This is a genomic window from Allobosea sp. CRIB-10, assembly GCF_900112185.1.
Lineage (GTDB): Bacteria > Pseudomonadota > Alphaproteobacteria > Rhizobiales > Beijerinckiaceae > Allobosea.
In genome coordinates, this window is the sequence record NZ_FOKP01000018.1 from 120,532 (window position 1) to 140,448 (window position 19,917).

At 66.0% G+C, this 19,917-nt stretch carries 20 protein-coding genes; 13 read left to right on the forward strand and 7 right to left on the reverse strand.

Annotated features, from left to right (window positions below):
* The first annotated feature begins 123 nt into the window (after positions 1 to 123).
* The 6 genes from soxC to BMZ69_RS21015 all read left to right on the forward strand — a co-directional run bounded on the left by soxC (position 124) and on the right by BMZ69_RS21015 (position 4,769).
* Positions 124 to 1,398: a sulfite dehydrogenase gene (gene soxC, locus BMZ69_RS20990; protein ID WP_092160336.1), complete on the forward strand. Its 1,275-nt coding sequence runs from the start codon at positions 124 to 126 to the stop codon at positions 1,396 to 1,398.
* Positions 1,382 to 2,119 (forward strand): c-type cytochrome, encoded by a 738-nt coding sequence (locus tag BMZ69_RS20995; protein ID WP_092160339.1) that lies wholly within the window; start codon positions 1,382 to 1,384, stop codon positions 2,117 to 2,119. The genes soxC and BMZ69_RS20995 overlap by 17 nt, the downstream gene beginning before the upstream one ends.
* The gene (locus BMZ69_RS21000; protein WP_244543459.1) at positions 2,119 to 2,436 is read left to right on the forward strand and encodes a c-type cytochrome; all 318 of its coding nucleotides are present in this window, start codon (positions 2,119 to 2,121) and stop codon (positions 2,434 to 2,436) included. The genes BMZ69_RS20995 and BMZ69_RS21000 overlap by 1 nt, the downstream gene beginning before the upstream one ends.
* A 35-nt stretch (positions 2,437 to 2,471) precedes the next feature.
* Positions 2,472 to 2,996, forward strand: a complete 525-nt coding sequence (locus BMZ69_RS21005; RefSeq protein ID WP_092160342.1) for a DsrE family protein — start codon at positions 2,472 to 2,474, stop codon at positions 2,994 to 2,996.
* Positions 2,997 to 3,043: 47 nt separating this feature from the next.
* Positions 3,044 to 4,315, forward strand: coding sequence for an NAD(P)/FAD-dependent oxidoreductase (locus BMZ69_RS21010; protein WP_092160344.1), 1,272 nt, complete (start codon positions 3,044 to 3,046; stop codon positions 4,313 to 4,315).
* Between the two features lie 67 nt (positions 4,316 to 4,382).
* Entirely contained in the window at positions 4,383 to 4,769 is a 387-nt protein-coding gene (locus BMZ69_RS21015; protein ID WP_092160346.1) for a c-type cytochrome, read from the forward strand.
* Positions 4,770 to 4,790: 21 nt separating this feature from the next.
* On the opposite strand, the gene BMZ69_RS21020 is transcribed toward BMZ69_RS21015, so the two are convergent.
* Complete coding sequence (locus tag BMZ69_RS21020) at positions 4,791 to 5,699, reverse strand: dihydrodipicolinate synthase family protein (RefSeq protein WP_092160348.1); 909 nt, start codon at positions 5,697 to 5,699, stop codon at positions 4,791 to 4,793.
* A 101-nt stretch (positions 5,700 to 5,800) separates the two neighbouring features.
* Between BMZ69_RS21020 and BMZ69_RS21025 the strand changes: the two genes are divergently transcribed.
* The 5 genes from BMZ69_RS21025 (at position 5,801) to BMZ69_RS21045 (ending at position 10,348) form a co-directional block, all read left to right on the forward strand.
* Positions 5,801 to 6,547: a FadR/GntR family transcriptional regulator gene (locus tag BMZ69_RS21025; RefSeq protein ID WP_092160350.1), complete on the forward strand. Its 747-nt coding sequence runs from the start codon at positions 5,801 to 5,803 to the stop codon at positions 6,545 to 6,547.
* A complete protein-coding gene (locus tag BMZ69_RS21030) occupies positions 6,544 to 7,512 on the forward strand; it encodes a tripartite tricarboxylate transporter substrate binding protein (RefSeq protein WP_092160352.1) in 969 nt (322 codons plus the stop codon). Before BMZ69_RS21025 ends, BMZ69_RS21030 begins: the two co-directional genes overlap by 4 nt.
* Positions 7,513 to 7,722: 210 nt before the next feature.
* Positions 7,723 to 8,196, forward strand: coding sequence for a tripartite tricarboxylate transporter TctB family protein (locus BMZ69_RS21035; protein WP_175506914.1), 474 nt, complete (start codon positions 7,723 to 7,725; stop codon positions 8,194 to 8,196).
* Between the two features lie 5 nt (positions 8,197 to 8,201).
* Positions 8,202 to 9,707: a tripartite tricarboxylate transporter permease gene (locus tag BMZ69_RS21040; protein WP_092160356.1), complete on the forward strand. Its 1,506-nt coding sequence runs from the start codon at positions 8,202 to 8,204 to the stop codon at positions 9,705 to 9,707.
* A 233-nt stretch (positions 9,708 to 9,940) separates the two neighbouring features.
* A complete protein-coding gene (locus BMZ69_RS21045; RefSeq protein ID WP_092160358.1) occupies positions 9,941 to 10,348 on the forward strand; it encodes a helix-turn-helix domain-containing protein in 408 nt (135 codons plus the stop codon).
* Between the two features lie 71 nt (positions 10,349 to 10,419).
* On the opposite strand, the gene BMZ69_RS21050 is transcribed toward BMZ69_RS21045, so the two are convergent.
* The 5 genes from BMZ69_RS21050 to BMZ69_RS21070 all read right to left on the reverse strand — a co-directional run bounded on the left by BMZ69_RS21050 (position 10,420) and on the right by BMZ69_RS21070 (position 17,474).
* A complete protein-coding gene (locus tag BMZ69_RS21050) occupies positions 10,420 to 13,332 on the reverse strand; it encodes an FAD-binding and (Fe-S)-binding domain-containing protein (protein ID WP_092160361.1) in 2,913 nt (970 codons plus the stop codon).
* Positions 13,329 to 14,858 (reverse strand): tripartite tricarboxylate transporter permease, encoded by a 1,530-nt coding sequence (locus BMZ69_RS21055; protein ID WP_092160363.1) that lies wholly within the window; start codon positions 14,856 to 14,858, stop codon positions 13,329 to 13,331. Before BMZ69_RS21055 ends, BMZ69_RS21050 begins: the two co-directional genes overlap by 4 nt.
* Before the next feature lie 10 nt (positions 14,859 to 14,868).
* Entirely contained in the window at positions 14,869 to 15,369 is a 501-nt protein-coding gene (locus BMZ69_RS21060) for a tripartite tricarboxylate transporter TctB family protein (protein WP_092160365.1), read from the reverse strand.
* 200 nt (positions 15,370 to 15,569) lie between these two features.
* Positions 15,570 to 16,553, reverse strand: a complete 984-nt coding sequence (locus BMZ69_RS21065) for a Bug family tripartite tricarboxylate transporter substrate binding protein (protein ID WP_092160367.1) — start codon at positions 16,551 to 16,553, stop codon at positions 15,570 to 15,572.
* A gap of 216 nt (positions 16,554 to 16,769) precedes the next feature.
* Positions 16,770 to 17,474: a GntR family transcriptional regulator gene (locus BMZ69_RS21070; protein ID WP_092160369.1), complete on the reverse strand. Its 705-nt coding sequence runs from the start codon at positions 17,472 to 17,474 to the stop codon at positions 16,770 to 16,772.
* A gap of 150 nt (positions 17,475 to 17,624) precedes the next feature.
* Between BMZ69_RS21070 and BMZ69_RS21075 the strand changes: the two genes are divergently transcribed.
* On the forward strand, positions 17,625 to 18,818 hold the full coding sequence (locus BMZ69_RS21075) for a pyridoxal-phosphate-dependent aminotransferase family protein (RefSeq protein WP_092160372.1): 1,194 nt from the start codon (positions 17,625 to 17,627) through the stop codon (positions 18,816 to 18,818).
* A 466-nt stretch (positions 18,819 to 19,284) separates the two neighbouring features.
* Positions 19,285 to 19,677: a helix-turn-helix domain-containing protein gene (locus BMZ69_RS31710; RefSeq protein WP_280142122.1), complete on the forward strand. Its 393-nt coding sequence runs from the start codon at positions 19,285 to 19,287 to the stop codon at positions 19,675 to 19,677.
* A 60-nt stretch (positions 19,678 to 19,737) separates the two neighbouring features.
* Here the strand turns inward: BMZ69_RS31710 and BMZ69_RS31900 are convergent.
* Positions 19,738 to 19,917 (reverse strand): hypothetical protein (locus tag BMZ69_RS31900; RefSeq protein ID WP_210188059.1); only part of this gene is annotated, 180 nt, incomplete at its 5' end.

Genomic DNA, 19,917 nt, shown 5'->3' on the forward strand with positions numbered 1-19,917 from the left:
CACCCAACCCTCCCCACCGCAAGCGGGGGGAGGGCTAGAGCCCTCCAGCCACGACAAAAAGACTTTCCAAGCGATTGCCGGGGCTTTCGCCGCGAGGACGATCGCCAGACGAGGAGACGAGGCATGACCTCTCCCGCAAAACCCGATGCGCTCAGCCGCCGCCGCTTCCTCGGCGGGGCGGCGGTCGCCGGAGCCGGCCTCGCCGGCGCAGGTGCCGTCCGCGCCGAAGCCGGCAAGCCCGATCCGCTGATCACCGAGGTCCAGGACTGGAGCCGCTATCTCGGCGAGGGCGTCGACAAGCGTCCCTATGGCACGCCCTCGCGCTTCGAGAAGCACGTGATCCGCCGCGACGTCTCCTGGCTGACGGCCTCGCCGGAATCCTCGGTCAACTTCACGCCGCTGCACGAGCTCGACGGGATCATCACCCCGTCGGGCCTGTGCTTCGAGCGCCATCATGGCGGCATCGCCGATATCGACCCGGCCAATCACCGCCTGATGATCCATGGCCTCGTCGACAAGCCGCTGGTCTTCACCATGGAAGACATCAAGCGGATGCCGCGGCAGAACCGCATCCACTTCCTCGAATGCGCCGCGAATTCCGGCATGGAGTGGCGCGGCGCTCAGCTCAATGGCTGCCAGTTCACCCACGGCATGGTCCACAACGTCATGTATACCGGCGTGCCGCTAAAGGTGCTGCTGGCCGAGGCGGGCGTGAAGCCAAATGCCAAATGGCTGCTGCTGGAAGGCGCCGATTCCTCCGGCATGAACCGCTCGCTGCCGCTCGAGAAGGCGCTCGACGACGTGCTGATCGCCTTCGCCATGAACGGCGAGGCGCTGCGCCCCGAGCAGGGCTATCCGCTGCGTGCCGTCATCCCCGGCTGGGAGGGCAATCTCTGGGTCAAATGGCTCCGGCGCATCGAGGTCGGCGACCAGCCCTGGCAGGCGCGCGAGGAGACCTCGAAGTACACCGACCTTCTCGCCGATGGCCGCTCGCGCCGCTTCACCTTCGTCATGGACGCCAAGTCGGTGGTGACCGATCCGTCGCCGCAAGCGCCGCTGAAGCAGAAGGGCCGCAACGTCCTCTCCGGCCTAGCCTGGTCCGGGCGCGGCACGATCAGCAGAGTCGACGTCACGCTCGACGGCGGCAAGAACTGGCAGCACGCCAGGATCGACGGGCCGGTGCTCGATAAGTCGCTGACCCGCTTCTACGTCGATTTCGACTGGGCCGGGCAGGACCTGCTGATCCAGTCGCGCGCCATCGATTCGACCGGCTATCTCCAGCCGACCAAGGACGAGTTGCGCAAGATCCGCGGCACCAACTCGATCTACCACAACAACGGCATCCAGACCTGGCATGTGAAGGCGAACGGGGAGACCGAAAATGTCGAGATCGGTTAATCCCGTCCTGCTCGCGGGCCTGGCGGCGATCGCCGTGCTCGCGGCCGCGCCGCTGATCGCGCAGACCAAGCCGGCGGCCAAGCAGGCGCAGGCCCATCCGCCGGCCAAAACCGCCCAGGCTCCGGCCCCGGCTGCGAAGCTCGGCCTCGGCCGCGAGGCGCTGCCCGAGGAGATCAAGGCCTGGGACATCGCGGTCCGCCCCGACGGCAGGGGCCTGCCGCCCGGCAAGGGCACGGTCAAGCAGGGCGACGAGATCTTCCAGGCGCAATGCGCCAGCTGCCATGGTGAGTTCGGCCAGGGCAATGGGCGCTGGCCGGTGCTGGCCGGCGGCATGGGCTCGCTGAAATCCGACCGGCCGGAGAAGACGATCGGCTCGTTCTGGCCCGATCTCTCGACCGTGTTCGACTATGTCCGCCGGGCCATGCCCTATGGCAACGCCCAGTCGCTGTCGCCGGACGAGCTCTACGCCGTCACCGCCTATTTGCTCTATCTGAACGACATCGTGAAGGACGAGGACTTCGAACTGTCCGATAAGAACTTTACCAGTGTGAAGCTGCCGAACGCGGCCGCCTTCTACGATGACGACCGCGAGACCACGGAGAAGGCCTTCTGGGGCAAGGAGCCGTGCATGACCAACTGCAAACCGGAGGTGAAAATCACCGGGCGGGCGGTGATCCTCGACGTGACGCCGGATTCGAAGACCGCGCCGAAGGTCGACTGATGCGAAGAGCCGGCGCCGTCCGTCTTGCGGTGCTCGGCTTCGTCCTGGCCTGCGCGCCGGCGCAAGCCGCCGGAGACAGGGCGCTGGGGGAATATCTCTCCGCCGAATGCACCAGCTGCCACCAGAGCAGCGGCAGGCAGGTCGGCGGCATCCCGGCGATCGTCGGCCACCCGGCCGAGCAGTTCGTCGCGTTGATGAACGCCTATCGCGGGCGGCAGCGCGACAACCAGGTCATGCAGGCGGTCGCCGCCCGGCTCTCCAGCGAGGAGATCGCGGCGCTGGCCGCCTATTACGAGAGTCTGAAGCCCAATCCTTAGCCGGGCATATGGCCTGGGCAGCGGAGGAGGACGTAATGTCGGAGGAAACCCAGCAGGCATCGCGCCGGGCACTGATGCTGGCGGCGGCGAGCGGTGTGGTCGCGGCCGCCACGCCGGTGCTCGCGGCGCCCCGGCAGACGGCGCTCGCCGACCTCAAGAAGGAGGCGGATGTCGCCTGCCTCTATCATTGCGATTTCGGCGAGCCCCAGCGCTTCGTCCAGATGCTCCAGAACATCTCTAATCACTACTCCGCCTATGGCGCCGATCCGTTCGCGCTGCAGCTCGCCATCGTCGCCCACGGGCCGGGCGTGAAGTTCTTCCTGGAGAATCTCGACGACACGCCATGGCGTGAGGAGGCCATGGTCCCGAAGATCTTCGAGCGGGTCGAGGACGTCGCCAAGAACGGGCTGAAGGTCCATCTCTGCGAGATCACCTTTTCCCGGCTGAAGATCGACAAGAGCAGGGCGCGCAAGGCCGAATTCGTCGGCTTCGTGCCGTCGGGCGTCGCTGCCGTCGCCACGATGCAAGCCAAGGGCTTCGCCTATCTGAAGGTCGGATAGGGCCCGCAGAAGGCCCACCGCTGATCATGGGAAGGGGAGAGGGAAACATGTCGACCAGCCGCCGCACATTCCTGTCGGGCCTTGCCGCCGGCAGCTTCGCCATCGCCTCGCCTGCCGTGCTCGGCCAGGGCAAGCCGCGCGTCGTGGTGATCGGCGGCGGAGCCGGCGGCGCGACTGCGGCGAGGTACATCGCCAAGGATTCGAACGGTGCCATCGCTGTGACGCTGGTCGAGGAGAACGAGGTCTACCAGACCTGCTTCCACTCCAACCTCTTCATCGGCGGCTTCAAGAGCTACGATGACATCAGCCATCGCTACGACGCGCTGGCGAAGAACCACGGCATCACGCTCACCCGCGCCCGCGCCACGCAGATCGATCGCGACAAGAAGGAGGTCGTGCTCCAGGCTGGCGACCGCCTGCCCTATGACCGCCTCGTCGTCTCGCCCGGCATCGACCTGAAATATGATTCCGTCCCCGGCTGGTCGAAGGAATCCGAGGAGGCGATGCCGCATGGCTGGAAGCCCGGCCGGCAGACGCAGTTGATCAGGCAGAAGCTCGAGGCGGTGCCAAATGGCGGCACGATCGTGATGATCGCCCCGCCCAATCCTTATCGCTGCCCGCCCGGCCCCTATGAGCGCGCCTCGATGTTCGCCCATGTCCTCAAGGCGAGTGGCAAGCGCGACTGCAAGATCTTCATCCTCGACCCCAAGGACAGCTTCTCGAAGCAGGGCGTCTTCCAGGAAGGCTGGGAGAAGCATTATGGTGCGATGATCGAATGGCTCGGGCCGAAGGTGCATGACGGCATCAAATCGGTCGATCCGAAGACCCATACCGTCGTCACCGGTTTCGAGACTTACAAGGACTGCGCCTTCGTCAACGTTATCCCGGCGCAGATGGCCGGCGAGATCGCCCGCTCCGCCGGACTGGCGCTGGCCGGCGGCTACTGCACGATCGATCCGGCTTCGATGAAGTCGGTCGCCGATCCCAACATCTTCGTTCTCGGCGACGCCTGCATCGCCGGCGATATGCCGAAATCCGCCTTTTCCGCCAACAGCCAGGCCAAGGTCGCGGCGATGGTGATCCGCGGCGAGCTCGCCGGCGGCCGCACCTTCCCGGCGCGCTACATCAACACCTGCTGGTCGCTGATCGAGACCGACGACACCATCAAGGTCGGCGGCCGCTACGAGGCCAAGGACGGCAAGATCGCGGCGACCGAGACCTTTGTCTCGCAGCCGCGCGAAAGCGCCGGGCTGCGTAAGGAAAACCAGGCCGAGAACGTCGGCTGGTACGCCGCGATCACCGCCGACATGTTCAGCTGAAGCCGCTCACTGCGCCGTCGCTTCGCGCGGCCGCGCCAACCCTCCACTCCGCATCAAGGTCCTACGCATGAAATTGCCTGTCATCGCCGCTGCCTTCGCCGCCGCTCTCATCACCACCAGCGCCCAGGCGCAGGACGTCGCCGCCGGCGAGCGTTCGTGGAACAAGTGCCGCGCCTGCCACCAGCTCGGCGAAGGCGCCAAGAACCTCGTCGGCCCACAGCTCAACGGCCTGTTCGGCCGGCACACTGGCGCGGTCGAGGGCTACAGCTATTCGACCGCCAACAAGGGCGCCAACATCACTTGGGACGAGGCCGTCTTCGCCGAATACATCAAGGATCCCCGGGCCAAGATCCCCGGCACCAAGATGGTCTTCGCCGGCATCAAGAACGAGAAGGAAATCGCGGACCTCACCGCCTTCCTCAAGCAGTTCGACAAGGACGGCAAGAAGATGTGAGGAGTCCCGCTCCCAGGGGCCTTACATTGTGGGGTCGGGAAACCGACCCAGCTTCGCGACATGGTCGCTGACCAGCTTTTCGCCGAAGGCGGTCGGCCGCATGGCGGGCGCGCGATCGTGGATCGCGATGCCCGCCCGGGCCCCGAAGATGCGCTTGCCGTAGCAGATCAGGCTCTCCAATGACTGCATCATGAAGACGATCACAGGCAAGATGTCGCGATAAATGCGCTCCGCCTCGGCCTCGTCGCTGGCAATGAAGCTGTCATAGGCCCTCGTTGTGAAGTCGATGATCTCGGGCGCCAGGATCATGCCGACGCAGCCGGCACGCAGATTCTCGATCAGCTCGAGCCCGCCGCGGCCGTTCATCACCGGCAGACGGCCCTGTGTCGTCTCGATCAACTGCCGGATCTCGGTCGCCGGTCCCTCGCCCTTCACCAGCTGGATGTTGGGATGCTGCGCGACGAGGCTGCTTATGTCCTCCGCCGACAGGCCGCGGCCCATATAGGCCGGCGCATTCTGGATCGCGACGGGCAGGGTCGTGGCATCCGCGACCCGGCCGAAGAAGCGGATGTACTCAGCCGCCGCGAAGCTCCCGACCATGGGCGGCTGCAGGATGACCCAGTCGGCCTTGGCCGCCTCGGCCGCCCTGACCAGCTCGATCTGTTCGGCGACCGAGGTCCCGTAGATGGTGAAGCCGAGCGGCTTGCGTCGACCGACATCCTCCGACGTCCATTCCATCACGGTGCGCCGCTCGGGCACGGTGAGCTTGGAGACCTCCGTGGCGAGGCCCAGCGCTGCGATGCCATGGGCGCCGTGCTGCAAGCAGATCTCGACCTGCCGGCGCATCGCCTGCCGGTCGAGCCGCTCCTGCGCATCGAACAGCGCATAGAGGATCGCATGGATGCCGGTGAACGCGGTCTCAGTGGTCATGGCCGTGCCTCGCTTCAATGATCAGATGTTAAACATCAGATGAATGCTTGCATGCAAGCCCTCGACGTGACAGTTTCCCGCCTCGGGAGGGAAGATGGGTCATGGCGCGGGGCAGCAAGCCAGGAAAGATCGGCACGATGGTCGCGGCGCTCGGCGCTGCCATCGTGCGCGGCGAGATCGCCTCTGGCACCGTGCTGCCGCCCGAGCCGGAACTGGCCGAGCGCTACGGCGCCGGCCGCAGCGTCGTCCGCGAGGCCGTGAAGATCCTCGTCGCCAAGGGCCTGCTCACCGTTCGTCCGCGCCATGGCACGCAAGTTCGGCCCCAGCACGACTGGACGCTGCTCGACCGCGACGTGCTCGGCTGGATGCGCAGCGAGGACGGGCTCGACCGCGACCTGCTGCTCGCTCTGGAGGAAACGCGTGAGATCATCGAGCCGGAAGCGGCAGCGCTGGCGGCGACCCGCGCCACGCCCGACGACCTCGCCCGCATCCGCGCGGCGCTGGCTGAAATGCAAACCGGCCAGGACGACCCGCAGGCCGCTATCGCCGCCGACAAGCGCTTCCACCTCGCCATCCTCGACGCCACCAACAACCCGATCCTGCGCAGCTTCCGCGGCGCGATCGACACGATCCTCAGCGCGATGTTCGACTTCACCGTCGACGTCTTCGCCGGCAACCTCGCCAACCACGCCGCGGTCGTCGAGGCGATCGCCGCCGGCGAGCCCGAGCGGGCCCGCCAGGCGATGCGTCAGGTGCTCGGCTACACGCGCGGCCACATGGTCTCCAGTTCCGCGCTGGCGGACGGAGCCAGCTCAAACAGAAAAACCGCATCGGGAGAAACGCCATGAAACTCACACAGCTGCTGCTCGCCGCCGCCCTCGCTGCGGTGTCGCTGCCGGCCCTCGCCGCCTGGCCTGAGCGCCCGATCACGCTGGTCGTGCCCTGGGCCGCCGGCGGCGGCACCGATGCGGTCGCCCGCATCCTCGCGGCCGGGCTGGAGAAGGAGCTCGGCAAGCCGGTCAACGTCGTCAACCGCACCGGCGGCGGCGGCGTGGTCGGCCATACCGAGATCGTCAACGCCAAGCCCGACGGCTACACGATCGGCCTCGCCACCGCAGAGGTCACGACCTTCTACTGGTCGAACACCGCTCCCTTCACCTATGAGAAGCTCACCCCGATCGCGCTGGTGAACTTCGACTCCGCCGCCTTCAACGTAGCCGCCAACTCGCCCTGGGCCGATCTGCGCGCCGCCCTCGACGACATCAAGAAGCAGCCTTCCGGCAAGTACAAGCTTTCGGGCATGGGCGCGGGCGCGGCCTATCACCTCGCCTTCGCCGGCCTGTTGCAGCTCGAAGGCATCGATCCCAAGGCGGTCGTCGTGGTGCCGAGCCAGGGCGCCGCTCCCGGCTTCCAGGAGCTGGCTTCGGGCGGCGTCCAGATCGTCCCCTCCTCCCTGCCCGAGGGCAAGGCGATGTTCGACGCCGGCCGCGTCAAGTCGCTGGCGGTGATGTCGAAGGAGAAGATCGGCGCCTTCCCGAACGTGCCGACGGTCAAGGATGCGATCGGCAAGGAGTATGAGGGGGGTACCTGGCGCGGCCTCGCCGCTCCGGCCGGCCTGCCGGCGGACGTCACCGCGCGCCTCGTCGAAGCGACGGAGAAGGTCGCGAACTCCGAGGCCTACAAGTCGTTCCTGGCCGAGCGCGGCTTCGGCTACGCCTTCGCCAAGGGCCCGGCCTTCGGCAGCTTCCTCGCCACCCAGCACAAGAACAACGGCGAGATCATGGGTGCGCTCGGCCTGCGCCTGCGCCAATAGTTCTCCACCGTCTTCCCGGGGCGCCGCGTAGCGGCGAGCCCGGAACCCATGAAAACGACGCTTGCCGTCATTGCGAGGAGCGCAGCGACAAAGCGATCCAGGGGAACGTGGAACCCTGCCGCTCCTGAATTGCTTCGCTGCGCTCGCAATGACGGGTCGGGCCGCGCCGAAAGGCGGCCTGATCCGGAGCACGATCGACAGGTCCCAGCCATGAAGTTCAACGATCTCTTCGGAGGCCTCGTCTTCCTCGCCCTCGCGGGTCTGGTCGCATTCGCCTCCTGGAACCTGCCGAACCCATCGCAGCAGCCGCTCGGTCCCTCGGCGTTTCCGCTGATCCTCTCCGGGCTGCTGGCGCTCTGCGCCGCGATCCTCGCCGTCAATGGCGCCCGGGCGACTGAAAGCGGCCCGCTGATCGGCCTCGCCGACTGGGCCCGCAGCGGCGGCGCGATCTTGCGACTGCTGCTCGTTCCGGCGGCAATCATCTTCTACATGGTCTTCGCCGAGACGCTCGGCTTCCTGATCTGCGCGACGCTGATCCTCGTCGTCCTCTTCCTGTCTGGCGGCACGAAGCCGGTGCATGCGGTCGGGCTCTCGCTCGCGGCCGCGCTCATCATCCACTCGATCTTCTATCTCGGTCTCGGCGTGCAACTGCCCTGGGGCCCGCTCGAACCCTTGCGCTGGTAGTCATCATGCTCGACGCCTATGTCACCGCACTCGGGATGGTGCTCGATCCCTATGTGCTCTTCGTCATCACCCTCTCGGCGATCTACGGCCTCGTCGTCGGCTGCATTCCCGGCCTCTCCGCCACCATGGCGACGGCGCTGCTGGTGCCGCTGACCTTCTTCATGCCGCCGGTGCCGGCGATCGCCGCGATCGTCACCACCTCGACCATGGCGATCTTCTCCGGCGATATTCCGGGCTGTCTGCTGCGCATCCCCGGCACGCCGGCCTCGGCGGCCTATGTCGATGATTCCTACCAGATGACACTGAAGGGCAAGCCGGAGCTCGCGCTTGGCATCGGCCTCTGGTTCTCTGTCCTCGGCGGCCTGTTCGGCACGGCGGTGATGATGGTGGCCGCTCCCGCCATCGCCGATTTCGCGCTTGGCTTTGGCTCGGTCGAGTTCTTCTGGATCGTCATGGTCGGCCTGGGCGGCGCCGTCTTCATCGGTTCCTCGACGCCGTTGAAAGCCTGCATCTCGCTTTTGATCGGCCTGCTGATCGCGATGATCGGCATGAACAATCCGGCCGGCCAGCCACGCTTCACCTTCGAGTCGACCGAGATGCTCGGCGGCGTCTCGCTGATCCCGATGATGGTCGGCATGTTCGCCTGTTCGGAGGTGATGCGGCACATGGTCTCCGGCGGCGGCGCCCCGCCGGTGGTGATCCAGAAGATCGGCCCGATCTTCGCCAATATGTGGCGGCTGACCAAGCAGTACCCCTGGCAGCTCATCCGCGGCAGCGCGCTCGGCACGGTCATCGGCATCCAGCCGGGCAGCGGCGCCGACATGGCGGCCTGGATGTCCTATGCGATGAGCAAGCGCTTCTCGAAGGAGCCGGAGAAGTTCGGCACCGGCCATCCCGAGGGGCTGATCGAGGCCGGCGCCTCCAACAATTCCTCGCTCGCCGGCGCCTGGATCCCGGCCCTGGTCTTCGGCATTCCCGGCGACTCGATCACCGCGATCGCCATCGGCGTGCTGATGATGAAGAACATGGCGCCGGGGCCGACGATCTTCGTCAACAATCCGGAGAACGTCTATGCGCTCTTCCTGGTCTTCGTCATCGCCAACCTGATGATGCTGCCGCTCGGCTGGGCGATCATCAAGGTCGCGACGCGGGTGCTGACCGTGCCGCGCAAAATCCTGATGCCGATCATCCTGCTCTTCGCCATCGTCGGCTCCTATGCGATCAACAACTCGCTGTTCGATGTCGGCATCATGCTCGCCTTCGGCGTGCTGGCCTTCGTGCTCGAGGAGAACGATTTTCCGGTCGCGCCGGTGATCCTCGGCGTCGTGCTCGGCCCGCTGCTGGAGGAGTATTTCATCAACTCGATGATCAAGTCCGACGGCCGGCTGATCGGCCTGGTCGACCGGCCGATCGCCGCCGTTCTCGCCGCGATCACGATCGGGATTATCGGCTGGACTATCCTCGCCTCGATGCGAGGCCGCCAGGCGCGCATCGAGAACACGGCCGCCTAGCCACCACTCAAACCACGGCGGCAACCAGTTCAGAATCCGTTCTAGAGCATTTTCTTCACGCGAACCGGTATCCACTTCGCTCGAGAATGTCACGGACGGGCTGGCCAGGCCGCCATTGCAAAGGCAGATTGATAGACAGGCGCGACGGCCCTTCACAGGAGGGCCTTCAGCTCGCGGTCGATGACCGACCGCACTGACCGCATGCGCACCACCGGAGCTGTAAGGACAGCCGAATGGAGAAGCAGCCCAGGAACGAGATCTATCGTGAGATCGGGCGGCGCGTCAGGGAGCGTCGCGACGAACTGGGCCACGACCAGGATTACATCGCGACTGCCCTGGGCGTGTCGCAGCAACAAGTCTCCAAGCTCGAAAACGGGAAGAACCGACTGAGCCTCATGCAGCTGCTTACGATTGCGAAGGTTCTGGATGTCGGCGCCGGCTACTTCCTCGACAGCCTCGCCCCCATGATCCTGGCCGCCGGGGCCTCCGATGCCGAGCAAGCCCGCTACTCCGCACCGCCTGTCTCAGCAGAGCGCCAGAAGCTGGCCCGCGCTTTCGATCAGTTGAAGAGCCCCGAAGACCGCAAGCTTGCGTTGGAGTTGCTCGAATTCGCGGCAAGGCGGCAGAAGCAGGGCCGCTAGCTCCGGCACCGCAGCGCATTCCACGCTGCGGTCGTTTCCCGATGCTGAGGCGCAGACGGCCGGCGAGCTTCCTACAGAGCTTCATCCAGCACTCGCACCACATGAATGGCCTCCCGCCCAGCACCGTCATGGATCTGGTGGCGGCAGCTGGTTCCGTCGGCGACGACGAGGTCGTCCGGCGCAGCCTTGCGCACCGCCGGCAGCAGCGAGAGCTCGCCCATGGCGAGCGAGACGTCGATCGTCGCGGCGCCATAGCCGAAGGCGCCGGACATGCCACAGCAACTCGATTCGATCGGCTTGACCTCCAGTCCCGGCACCGCCCGCAAGGTCTTCTCGACCGCGCCCATCGCGTCGAAGGCCTTCTGGTGGCAGTGGCCGTGCAGATGCGCGACGCGTCCGCCTTGATCGCGCAATGGCAGGCTGGTTCGGCCCGCGGCCATGTCGGCGGCGAGCAGTTCCTCGATCAGCAACGCCGCCTTGGCCAAGGGCTCGACCTCGGCCTTCGGGAGGAGCGCGCCGAACTCGTCGCGGAAACTCATCAGGCAGGAGGGTTCGAGCCCGACGACCCGCGCTCCCCTGGCTACGAACGGCGCCAGCGCATCGAGCGTGCGGCGCGCCTCGGCCCGCGCCTCGTCGACCAGCCCGGCAGAGAGGAAGGTGCGCCCGCAGCAGAGCGGCCGCCCTCCCCCCGCAGCTTCGACGCGATGCAGGCGGTAGCCGCCGGCCTTGAGCACGCGCTCGGCCGCCTCCAGGTTCTCGCGCTCGAAATAGCGGTTGAAGCTGTCGCCGAAGAGCACGATGTCGCGGCCATCGCCTTTGACGTGTGACGGGCTCGACGGCGCAGCCGTCTCGCGCCAGGGCTTGAGCCAGACCGGCAGCGAGCGCCGCGCCGAGAAGCCGAGCCAGCGTTCGCTCAGCCTAGCCAGCAGCGGGATGCGATCGCGCAGGTTCATCAGCGGCGCGAGCTTCGCCGCGAAAGGCGCATAGCGCGGCAGATAGGCGATCAGGCGTTCCTTCAGCGGCAGGCCGTGCTTGCCGTGGTAATGATGCAGGAACTCGACCTTCATCCTGGCCATGTCGACGCCGGTCGGGCAGTCGCGCTTGCAGCCCTTGCAGGAGACGCAGAGATCGAGCGTCTCCTTCATCTCCGGCGAGGTGAAGGCGTCCTCGCCGAGCTGGCCGGAGATGGCGAGGCGCAGCGTATTGGCCCGCCCGCGGGTGAGATGCTGCTCCTCGCGCGTCGCCCGGTAGGACGGGCACATCGTGCCGCCGGCCATCTTCCGGCAGGTGCCGTTGTTGTTGCACATCTCGACCGCGCCGCCGAAGCCGCCCCAGTCGGACCAGTCGAGCGCCGTCTCCGCGGGCACCGGCGTGGCGTAGCCGGGCGGAAAGCGCATCAGGCTGCGATCATCCATATGGTAGGGGCGGACGATCTTGCCGGGGTTGAGCCGGTTGCCCGGATCGAAGCCGTCCTTGACCGCCTCGAAGGCGCGGGTCAGCGGTCCCCCGAACATCGGCTCGACGAAATCCGAGCGCGAGATGCCGTCGCCATGCTCGCCCGAGAACGAGCCCTTGAAGCGGCGCACGAGATCGCAGGCCTCCTCGGCGATGCCGCGCATCGCCTTTACCCCGGCTTCCGTCTTCATGTTGAGGATCGGGCGGACATGCAGGCAGCCGACCGAGGCATGCGCATACCAGGTGCCGCGTGTGCCGTGCCGCTCGAACAGGGCGGTGACGGCATCTGTGTAGTCGGCGAGGTGCTCGAGCGGGACGGCGCAATCCTCGATGAAGGAGACCGGTTTCCCGTCGCCCTTCATCGACATCATGATGTTGAGGCAGGCCTCGCGCACCTCCCAGACCGGCTTCTGGCGGGCGGGCTCGACCACCTCGACCACCGCATCGGCGAAGCCGTGATCGGCCATGCACTGGTCGAGGCGCCTGAGGTCGCCCCTCAGCGCGGAAAGGTCGTCGCCGGCGAACTCGACCAGCAGAAGGCAGTTCGGCTTGCCCTTGGTGATGTCGGCAAGCGTGCGCACGAAGAGCGGGATGTCGGCGCCTAAGACCAGGACGTTGTTGTCGACGAGCTCGACCGCGACCGGCCCGAGCGCGACGAGGTGCTGCGTCGTCTGCATCGCCGCGCGGAAGTTCGGGAAGTGGCAGACACCCATGACGCGGTGCTGCGGCAGGGGCGAGAGCTTCAGCGTCGCCTGCGTCGTCAGCGCCAGCGTGCCTTCCGAGCCGACCAGCAGATGCGACAGGTTCGGCCGCGGCACGATCAGTTCGTCGAGATTATAGCCGCCGACCCGCCGCTGCACCTTGGGGAAGATCGCCTCGATCTCGTCGCGATGCCGGTCGGCCAGCGCGAGCATGGTCTCCATCAGCGCCCGCGCCCGCGGCGAAGCATTGTCACCGACCGGCCCCTCGCCGAGCGCGAAGGGCTCGCCGTCATGGAACATCGCCTTCAGCGCGATGACATTGTCGACCGTCTTGCCGTAGCGTAGCGAGCGCGCGCCCGAGGAGTTGTTGCCGACCATGCCGCCGATGGTGCAGCGGCTCGCCGTCGAGGGCTCGACCGGGAAGAACAGCCCGTCCTTCTTCACATGGCCATTGAGCGCCTCAAGCACGATGCCGGGCGCGACCGAAACCGTGCGGTTGGCCGGGTCGTAGTCGCGGATCGCGTTGAAATGCCGGCTCATGTCGAGGATCAGCGCATCGCCGATCGGCTGGCCGTTCTGCGAGGTGCCGCCGCCACGCGCGATTACCGGCACGCCGTGCTCGGCCGCGATCGTCAGCGCCGCGACGATATCGGCCTCGCTCTTCGGGAAGGCGACGCCCTGAGGCACGATCTGGTAGATCGAGGCGTCGGTGGCGTAGCGCCCGCGGGTGAAGGCGTCGAAACGCACCTCTCCTGCCAGCGCCTGTGCCAGTTTCCGTTCGAAGCCGAGATTGCGGCTGTGCGGGCGCGGCAGCGCGGCCTGCGTCATCGTGTGGCCTCAGCGGTCTCGGGGTCTGTCCGGCTGCGTCCGCGCAGGGCGGCAATCGCATCGCCGGCCGGCCCCCAGCATAGCAGCAGCAAAGCCAGTACGACGAGCGTTCCAACCAGCCCGTTCGCCCAGAACACGTTGAGCGAACCACCCGAGCCGAGCAGCGCCTGGCGGAAGGCGTCTTCCGCGCGGTCGCCGAGCACCAGCGCCAGGATCATCGGCGCCAACGGGTAGTCGAGCTTCTTGAAGACATAGCCGACGATGCCGAAGATCAGCATCAGCCAGATGTCGAAGATCGAGTTCGAGATCGTATAGGCGCCGATCGCGCAGACGATCAGGATCACCGGCGCGACGAAGGAGAACGGGATCCGCATGATCGCGGCAAAGAGCGGCACCGTCGCCAGCACGATGATCAGCCCGGCGAGATTGCCGAGATACATCGAGGCGATCAGCCCCCAGACGAAATCCTTCTGTTCGACGAACAGCATCGGCCCGGGCTGGAGCCCCCAGACCAGAAGGCCGCCGAGCAGGACGGCCGCCGTCGCCGAGCCGGGGATGCCGAGCGCCAGCATCGGCAGGAGCGCGCTGGTGCCGGCGGCGTGGGCGGCGGTCTCAGGCGCCAGCACGCCTTCGATCTCGCCCTTGCCGAAATTCCTGCCGCGCTTCGAGAAGCGCTTGGCCAAGCCATAGCCCATGAAGGAGGCGGCGATCGCCCCGCCCGGCGTCACGCCCATCCACATGCCGACAACGGCCGAGCGCAGCAGCGTCGCCCAATAGCGCGGCAGCCCGGCCCAGGTGCGCAGGACCACCATCAGGTCGATCCTGGCCTGCTTGCCCTTGAACACCAGCCCTTCCTCGACCGTCAGCAGTATCTCGCTGACGCCGAACAGGCCGATCACCACGATCAGGAAGTCGAAGCCGCGCATCAATTCGGTCGAGCCGAAAGTCATGCGCAAATCGCCCGAGATCGAGTCGAGGCCGACCGCCGCGAGCAGGAAGCCGATGCAGAGCGAGGCGATGATCTTGGCGCGGTTCTCCCGGCCCATGCCGATGAAGGAACAGAAGGTCAGGAGGAAGACCGCGAAGAACTCGGCCGGGCCGAAGCGCAGCGCGAACTGGGCGACCAGCGGCGCAACGAAGGTGATCAGCACCACACCCGAGAGCGCCCCGATGAAGGAGGCGGTGAAGGCTGCGGTCAGCGCTTCCGCCGCCTTGCCCTGCACCGCCATCGGATAGCCGTCGAAGGTGGTCGCCACCGACCAGGCCTCGCCAGGGATATTGAACAGGATCGAGGTGATCGCGCCGCCGAACAGCGCGCCCCAATAAATCGACGAGAGCAGGATGATCGCCGAGGTCGGGTCCATGCCGAAGGTCAGCGGCAACAGGATCGCGACGCCGTTCGGCCCGCCCAGGCCCGGCAGCACCCCGACGATGATGCCGAGGATGACCCCGACGGCCATGAAGCCGATATTGTGCCAGGACAGCGCGACCTGGAAGCCGGCGATGAGCGAGGCGAGATCGTCCATCTGTCGTCCTTCAGTAGCCGAGCATGGCTTCGAGCGGGCCCTTCGGCAGGGGCACGCGGAACTGCAGTTCGAAGACCCAGAAGCAGGTGATCGGCACGATCAGCGCCGTCAGCAAGATCGACCACCAACGCGAAGTCCCGACGACCGCCATGAAGGCGATGATGAAGACCGCCGAGGCGACATAAATCCCGAGCGGCTGGATCAGCGCCACGAACAGGATGTGCGGCCCCAGCACACGGACCACCTGGCGCAACTGTTCATAGGTGACGAAGACGCCATCCGGCCGGCGGAATGACTGCCAGAGGATGAAGAGCGAGGCGGCCAGGAAGATCCAGCCGACGCGGGCCGGAAAGAAGCCGTTCTGCGGCCCGCCATCCCAGCCGGCGCCACGCCCATGCGAGTCGTAGAGCACGATGCCGGCCAACCCGATCAGCAGCAGCGCCGTGGCAATCTCGACCGGGCGGCGCGAGATGCCGGGTTCGGGTGTTTCGGTTTCGCTAGGGCCCGACATTATCCGTCCCCTTCCATGTCATCCCGGACAAGCCGCGTCAGCGGCGCTGCTGTCGTCATTCCAAGGCTGGCAGCTCCAGTGCGTCATGCTCGCCCTTGTGGCGAGCATCCACGTCTTGAACACCGCACGCGATCAGGAAGCGAAGACGTGGATGGTCGGGACAAGCCCGACCATGACGCCGAGGCGCGGTTACGGTCGCCTCACTTCGCCATGAAGCCGGCTTCGGTCATCAGCTTCTCGTGCTTCGCCTCGTCCGCCTTCAGGAAGGAGACGAAGGCTTCGCCGTCGCGATAATCAGCCGCCAGCGCATTGCGGGCGAGGTACTCTTTCCATTCCGGCGTCTCGGAGACCTTCTTGAACAGGTCGACATAGAAGGCCTGCTGCTCCTTGCTGACCTTGCCGGGCATGAACATGCCGCGCAGCATCTGGTAGCTGACGTTCAGCCCCTGCGAGGCGCAGGTCGGGATGTCGGCCCAGGACTGCCCGTCCGCCACCTTCTCGGTATAGGCCATCTTCTGCTCGGCGAAGACGCAAAGGGGGCGGGTGGCGCCGCCGCGCCAGTTGGCGAGATCCTCGGCCGGGTTGTTGGTGGTGGCCTCGACATGGCCGCCCGCCAGCTGCGTCGTCGCCTGGCCGCCGGAGGTGTAGGGGATATAGGCGAACTTGGTGCCGCCCTGCTTCTCCATGGCGAAGACCAGCAGGTTGTCCTCGCGCTTGGACGAGGTGCCGCCGATCTTCATCGGCGGGTTGGCGCTCTTGGCCGCCGTCATCAGGTCGCCTGCGGTCTTGTAGGGCGCCTTGGCGTTGACCCAGAGCAGGAATGAGTCCTGCGCCAGCATCGCGACCGGGGTGTAGTCGGTCCAGTTCAGCGCCAGCTTGGTTGCCATCGGCGTCATGAAGATGCCGCTCGAGGTGGTGATCAGCTTGTGCGGATCGCCTGCCGATTTCTGGATGTCGAGCATGCCCTCGGCGCCGCCCGCAGCAGGCTTGTTGACGACGATGATCGGCTGCTTGGTGAATTGCTGCTTCTGGATGATGCCCTGGATCGTCCGCGCCATCTGGTCGGACGCGCCGCCGGCCGAGAACGGCACCACGATCTCGATCGGCTTCGTCGGCTCCCAGGCGGAAGCCGGCGCGATGCCGGCGGCCAGAATCGCGGTCGCGGCCAGCCATTGCTGCTTCATGATCGCACCTCCCTGTAATTGCGCTCTGACGGCGCGGTGACGGGAGCTTAGATCAAAAAGTTTTGCATTCAATCCAAAAAATCAGAATAGAGAGATTGCCGACGATGGCCTCAGTCATTTTCGGGCTAAGCGGAGCGCAGACCCGAGAACAGAGATCGCTGGCTTTCGAGATGCTCGGGTCAAGCCCGAGCATGACGCCATCGAATGATGACCGCCTCAACCGGCCGAAGCCTGCGCCGCCTTCCGCTTGTTGCGCAGATGCAGGAACAGGATGTCGGAGAGCTCCGAGCCTGCGCGCCGCCGCAGCGCATCGAGGATCGCCTCGTGCTCGCGCATGGCCTCGCCGAGACGATCACGGTCCTTGGCGAGATTGGCCGAATAACGCACCCGCCGGATTCGCCCGGCAACGCTCGCATAGGTCGCGGCCAGCGTCGCATTGCCGGCAGCCGCCACGATCAATTGATGGATCGCCTGGTTGCAATGGAAATAGCCGTGCATGTCGCGGCGGAGATAGAAACGATACATTTCATGATGGATACGCTCGATTTCAGCGAATTCGACATCCGAAATCCGCTCGCAGGCCAGCCGCCCCGCCAGCGCCTCCAGCCCACCCATCACATCGAAAAGCTCGCGGACATCGGCGGAGCTCAGCTCGCGTACGCGCGCGCCGCGATTGGGCAGGAGTTCGATCAGCCCCTCCGCGGCCAGCACCTTCAGCGCCTCGCGCAAGGGCGTGCGCGAGATGTTGAAGCGCTCGCACAGCGCCCGCTCCGGAACGCGGGCACCGTCTTCCAGATTGCCCTCGACGATGAAGTCCCGCAGCGCGACCAGCAACCCCTCGTGCAATGAGGCGGCCGGCTTCGCAGCCTCGGCTGGCGCCGGGCCCTGCTCATCGATGGTATCGAGAAAAGGCTCGTTCATGCATCATCGCTAAGTCGGCTCGGGCCAGCTGTCGAGCCCGATTGTCGGCCAGCAGCATACCATAGCGCAGTTGATCTTCTAAAAAATGAATGCAAAATAGCCGGCAATAGCGCTGCGGCGCTCAAGCCTTGACGGGAGGAAAACAAGACCATGCAAGGGCGTCACTTCCTGCACATTCCCGGCCCCAGCCCGATTCCGGACCGGATCCTGCGCGCCATCGCCATGCCGATCATCGACCATCGCAGCGCCGAATTCGCCGTGCTCGGCAAGACCGTGCTGGAAGGTAGCAAGACCGTCTTCAAGACGAAGCAGCCGGTGGTGATCTACCCCTCCTCCGGCACCGGCGCCTGGGAAGCGGCGATCGTCAACACGCTCTCGCCCGGCGACACCGTGCTGATGGCCGAGACCGGCCATTTCGCCACCTTGTGGAAGAACATCGCCACGCGCTTCGGCGTCGAGGTCGAGTTCATCCCGGGCGACTGGCGCCGCGGCGCCGATCCGGCCGCGATCGAGGCGAGACTCGCCGAGGACAAGACCCGCAGGATCAGGGCGGTGATGGTCGTCCACAACGAGACCTCGACCGGCGCGACCAGCCGCGTCGCCGAGATTCGCAAGGCGATCGACGCCGCCGGCCATCCCGCCCTGTTCATGGTCGACACCATCTCCTCGCTCGCCTCGGTCGATTATCGCCATGACGAGTGGCAGGTCGACGTCACCGTCTCCGGCTCGCAGAAGGGGTTGATGCTGCCGCCCGGCCTCGGCTTCAACGCCGTCTCGGAGAAGGCGCTCGCGGCCTCGAAGAGCAACACGCTGCCGCGCTCCTTCTGGGACTGGGAGGAGATGATCAGGATCAACTCCGGGGGCTTCTTCCCCTATACGCCGGCGACAAATCTCCTTTACGGACTCAAGGAGGCGCTCGCCATGCTGCAGGAAGAGGGGCTCGACCAGGTCTTCACGCGCCATCAGCGCCTTGCCAGCGCCTGCCGCGCCGCGGTCAGGGCCTGGGGGCTCGAAGTGCTCTGCGAAAATCCGGCCGAGCAGTCGCCGGTCCTCACCGGCGTGCTGATGCCGCCGAGCCATGATGCCGACCGCTTCCGCAAGATCGCGCTGGAGAAGTTCAACATCTCGCTCGGCTCCGGCCTCGGCAAGGTCGCCGGCAAGGTCTTCCGCATCGGCCATCTCGGCGAGTGCAACGAGCTCGCTTTGCTCGGCGCCCTCTCCGGCGTCGAGATGGGCCTCGCCGCAGCGGGCGTTCCCCATCGCAGTGGCGGTGTCGCAGCGGCGATGGCCGATCTCGAAGGCGCCGAGCCTGGTAACGCGGCGAAGGTCGCGGCGGTTGCCTGAGCGGGGTTCTCGTTAGCCGAAAGGCCTCGCCTTCGGCCCTGTCGTGCTCGCATTTGCGGCGAGCCCGACAGCATGGATAGCCCCCAAAGGTCAATCTGCCGGATGAATTGCCCGTTGTCCTTCCCATGGAGGGGCGGCTCAGCAGGACATGCGCCAGCGGCCAGACGGAGCCTGGAGCATCCGTTCGGAAATGACGGAAGGACGCGAGTCAGCGTTGGCGGCGCAGCATCCGGTCTTGCGAGTTATCGGCAGCGGCTGCGAAAACCGAACGGTCAGGCGCTCGGCAAGCCGCAGGCGCTCCAACATCGGACCGGAACGGCCAGATTTCAATCAAAGGTTGATCCACAACTGTCTTTCGACCTGCAGCTCGTTGTCCGGCTCGCACTGGAAACGCTCCCTTCGAGGCAAGAGCGGTCCCGGGGGATGTATGCCAAGGACGCCGAAGGGGCCTATCAGCCAAAGCGCGATGGTTTTCTCGAGGGATTGCCGCAAGGCAATGGGACTGAACCAGACCGGCATTGCGGGGCGCACCGGCGTCAGCCAGCAGCAAGTTTCCCAATATGAGACCGGGAAGAGCCGAGTTCCTCTTGAGTTCGTGAGAGCGCTTGAAGCGCTTTCAGGATGGAGTCTTGAGAGCTTCGAGCGCTCGACCGACGCATCCGGCTCGGCGCGACAAGGTTTCGACACCAGACTGCAGCAAGCCTATACGGCAGAAGGATCGCGCGAGATTAGCAGGGGCTCCGATGACCAGCAGAGTGAGCCGATGACGCTCGATCTGCGGTCAATTGACGATCCGGCAGATCGGCAAAGCGTCCGCGATTTGCATGCGGCCCTGTCACATAAGCGGGGTGGCATCTAATAAAATCCTGAACTGTATCGACGTGCGGCGCAGATGCGACGGCCAGTCCGATTCGAATCCTCAAAACTCATACCAAATCCGGTTGGGGCTGGCTGACGTCGGGGATTTCCAACGCTGGTTCGGCATGATTGAAGATCGGAGACGAAGCGCGTCGGTGATCTGCGTGAGGAACGCGGGGTCGACGGAAGCCTTGAACCGGCCGGACGATCGGCGCGAGGCGGCGGAGTCACTGCGTATGCT

What these genes read in the sequence shown, in the direction of transcription:
- BMZ69_RS21000 (WP_244543459.1), top strand. Translation starts at nt 2,119, where the DNA reads ATGCGAAGAGCCGGCGCCGTCCGTCTTGCGGTGCTCGGCTTCGTCCTG.
- BMZ69_RS31710 (WP_280142122.1), top strand. Translation starts at nt 19,285, where the DNA reads ATGGTTTTCTCGAGGGATTGCCGCAAGGCAATGGGACTGAACCAGACC.
- BMZ69_RS21065 (WP_092160367.1), bottom strand. Translation starts at nt 16,553, where the DNA reads ATGAAGCAGCAATGGCTGGCCGCGACCGCGATTCTGGCCGCCGGCATC.
- soxC (WP_092160336.1), top strand. Translation starts at nt 124, where the DNA reads ATGACCTCTCCCGCAAAACCCGATGCGCTCAGCCGCCGCCGCTTCCTC.
- BMZ69_RS20995 (WP_092160339.1), top strand. Translation starts at nt 1,382, where the DNA reads ATGTCGAGATCGGTTAATCCCGTCCTGCTCGCGGGCCTGGCGGCGATC.
- BMZ69_RS21055 (WP_092160363.1), bottom strand. Translation starts at nt 14,858, where the DNA reads ATGGACGATCTCGCCTCGCTCATCGCCGGCTTCCAGGTCGCGCTGTCC.
- BMZ69_RS21015 (WP_092160346.1), top strand. Translation starts at nt 4,383, where the DNA reads ATGAAATTGCCTGTCATCGCCGCTGCCTTCGCCGCCGCTCTCATCACC.
- BMZ69_RS21020 (WP_092160348.1), bottom strand. Translation starts at nt 5,699, where the DNA reads ATGACCACTGAGACCGCGTTCACCGGCATCCATGCGATCCTCTATGCG.
- BMZ69_RS21075 (WP_092160372.1), top strand. Translation starts at nt 17,625, where the DNA reads ATGCAAGGGCGTCACTTCCTGCACATTCCCGGCCCCAGCCCGATTCCG.
- BMZ69_RS21035 (WP_175506914.1), top strand. Translation starts at nt 7,723, where the DNA reads ATGAAGTTCAACGATCTCTTCGGAGGCCTCGTCTTCCTCGCCCTCGCG.
- BMZ69_RS21040 (WP_092160356.1), top strand. Translation starts at nt 8,202, where the DNA reads ATGCTCGACGCCTATGTCACCGCACTCGGGATGGTGCTCGATCCCTAT.
- BMZ69_RS21030 (WP_092160352.1), top strand. Translation starts at nt 6,544, where the DNA reads ATGAAACTCACACAGCTGCTGCTCGCCGCCGCCCTCGCTGCGGTGTCG.
- BMZ69_RS21005 (WP_092160342.1), top strand. Translation starts at nt 2,472, where the DNA reads ATGTCGGAGGAAACCCAGCAGGCATCGCGCCGGGCACTGATGCTGGCG.
- BMZ69_RS21060 (WP_092160365.1), bottom strand. Translation starts at nt 15,369, where the DNA reads ATGTCGGGCCCTAGCGAAACCGAAACACCCGAACCCGGCATCTCGCGC.
- BMZ69_RS21025 (WP_092160350.1), top strand. Translation starts at nt 5,801, where the DNA reads ATGGCGCGGGGCAGCAAGCCAGGAAAGATCGGCACGATGGTCGCGGCG.
- BMZ69_RS21050 (WP_092160361.1), bottom strand. Translation starts at nt 13,332, where the DNA reads ATGACGCAGGCCGCGCTGCCGCGCCCGCACAGCCGCAATCTCGGCTTC.
- BMZ69_RS21070 (WP_092160369.1), bottom strand. Translation starts at nt 17,474, where the DNA reads ATGAACGAGCCTTTTCTCGATACCATCGATGAGCAGGGCCCGGCGCCA.
- BMZ69_RS21045 (WP_092160358.1), top strand. Translation starts at nt 9,941, where the DNA reads ATGGAGAAGCAGCCCAGGAACGAGATCTATCGTGAGATCGGGCGGCGC.
- BMZ69_RS21010 (WP_092160344.1), top strand. Translation starts at nt 3,044, where the DNA reads ATGTCGACCAGCCGCCGCACATTCCTGTCGGGCCTTGCCGCCGGCAGC.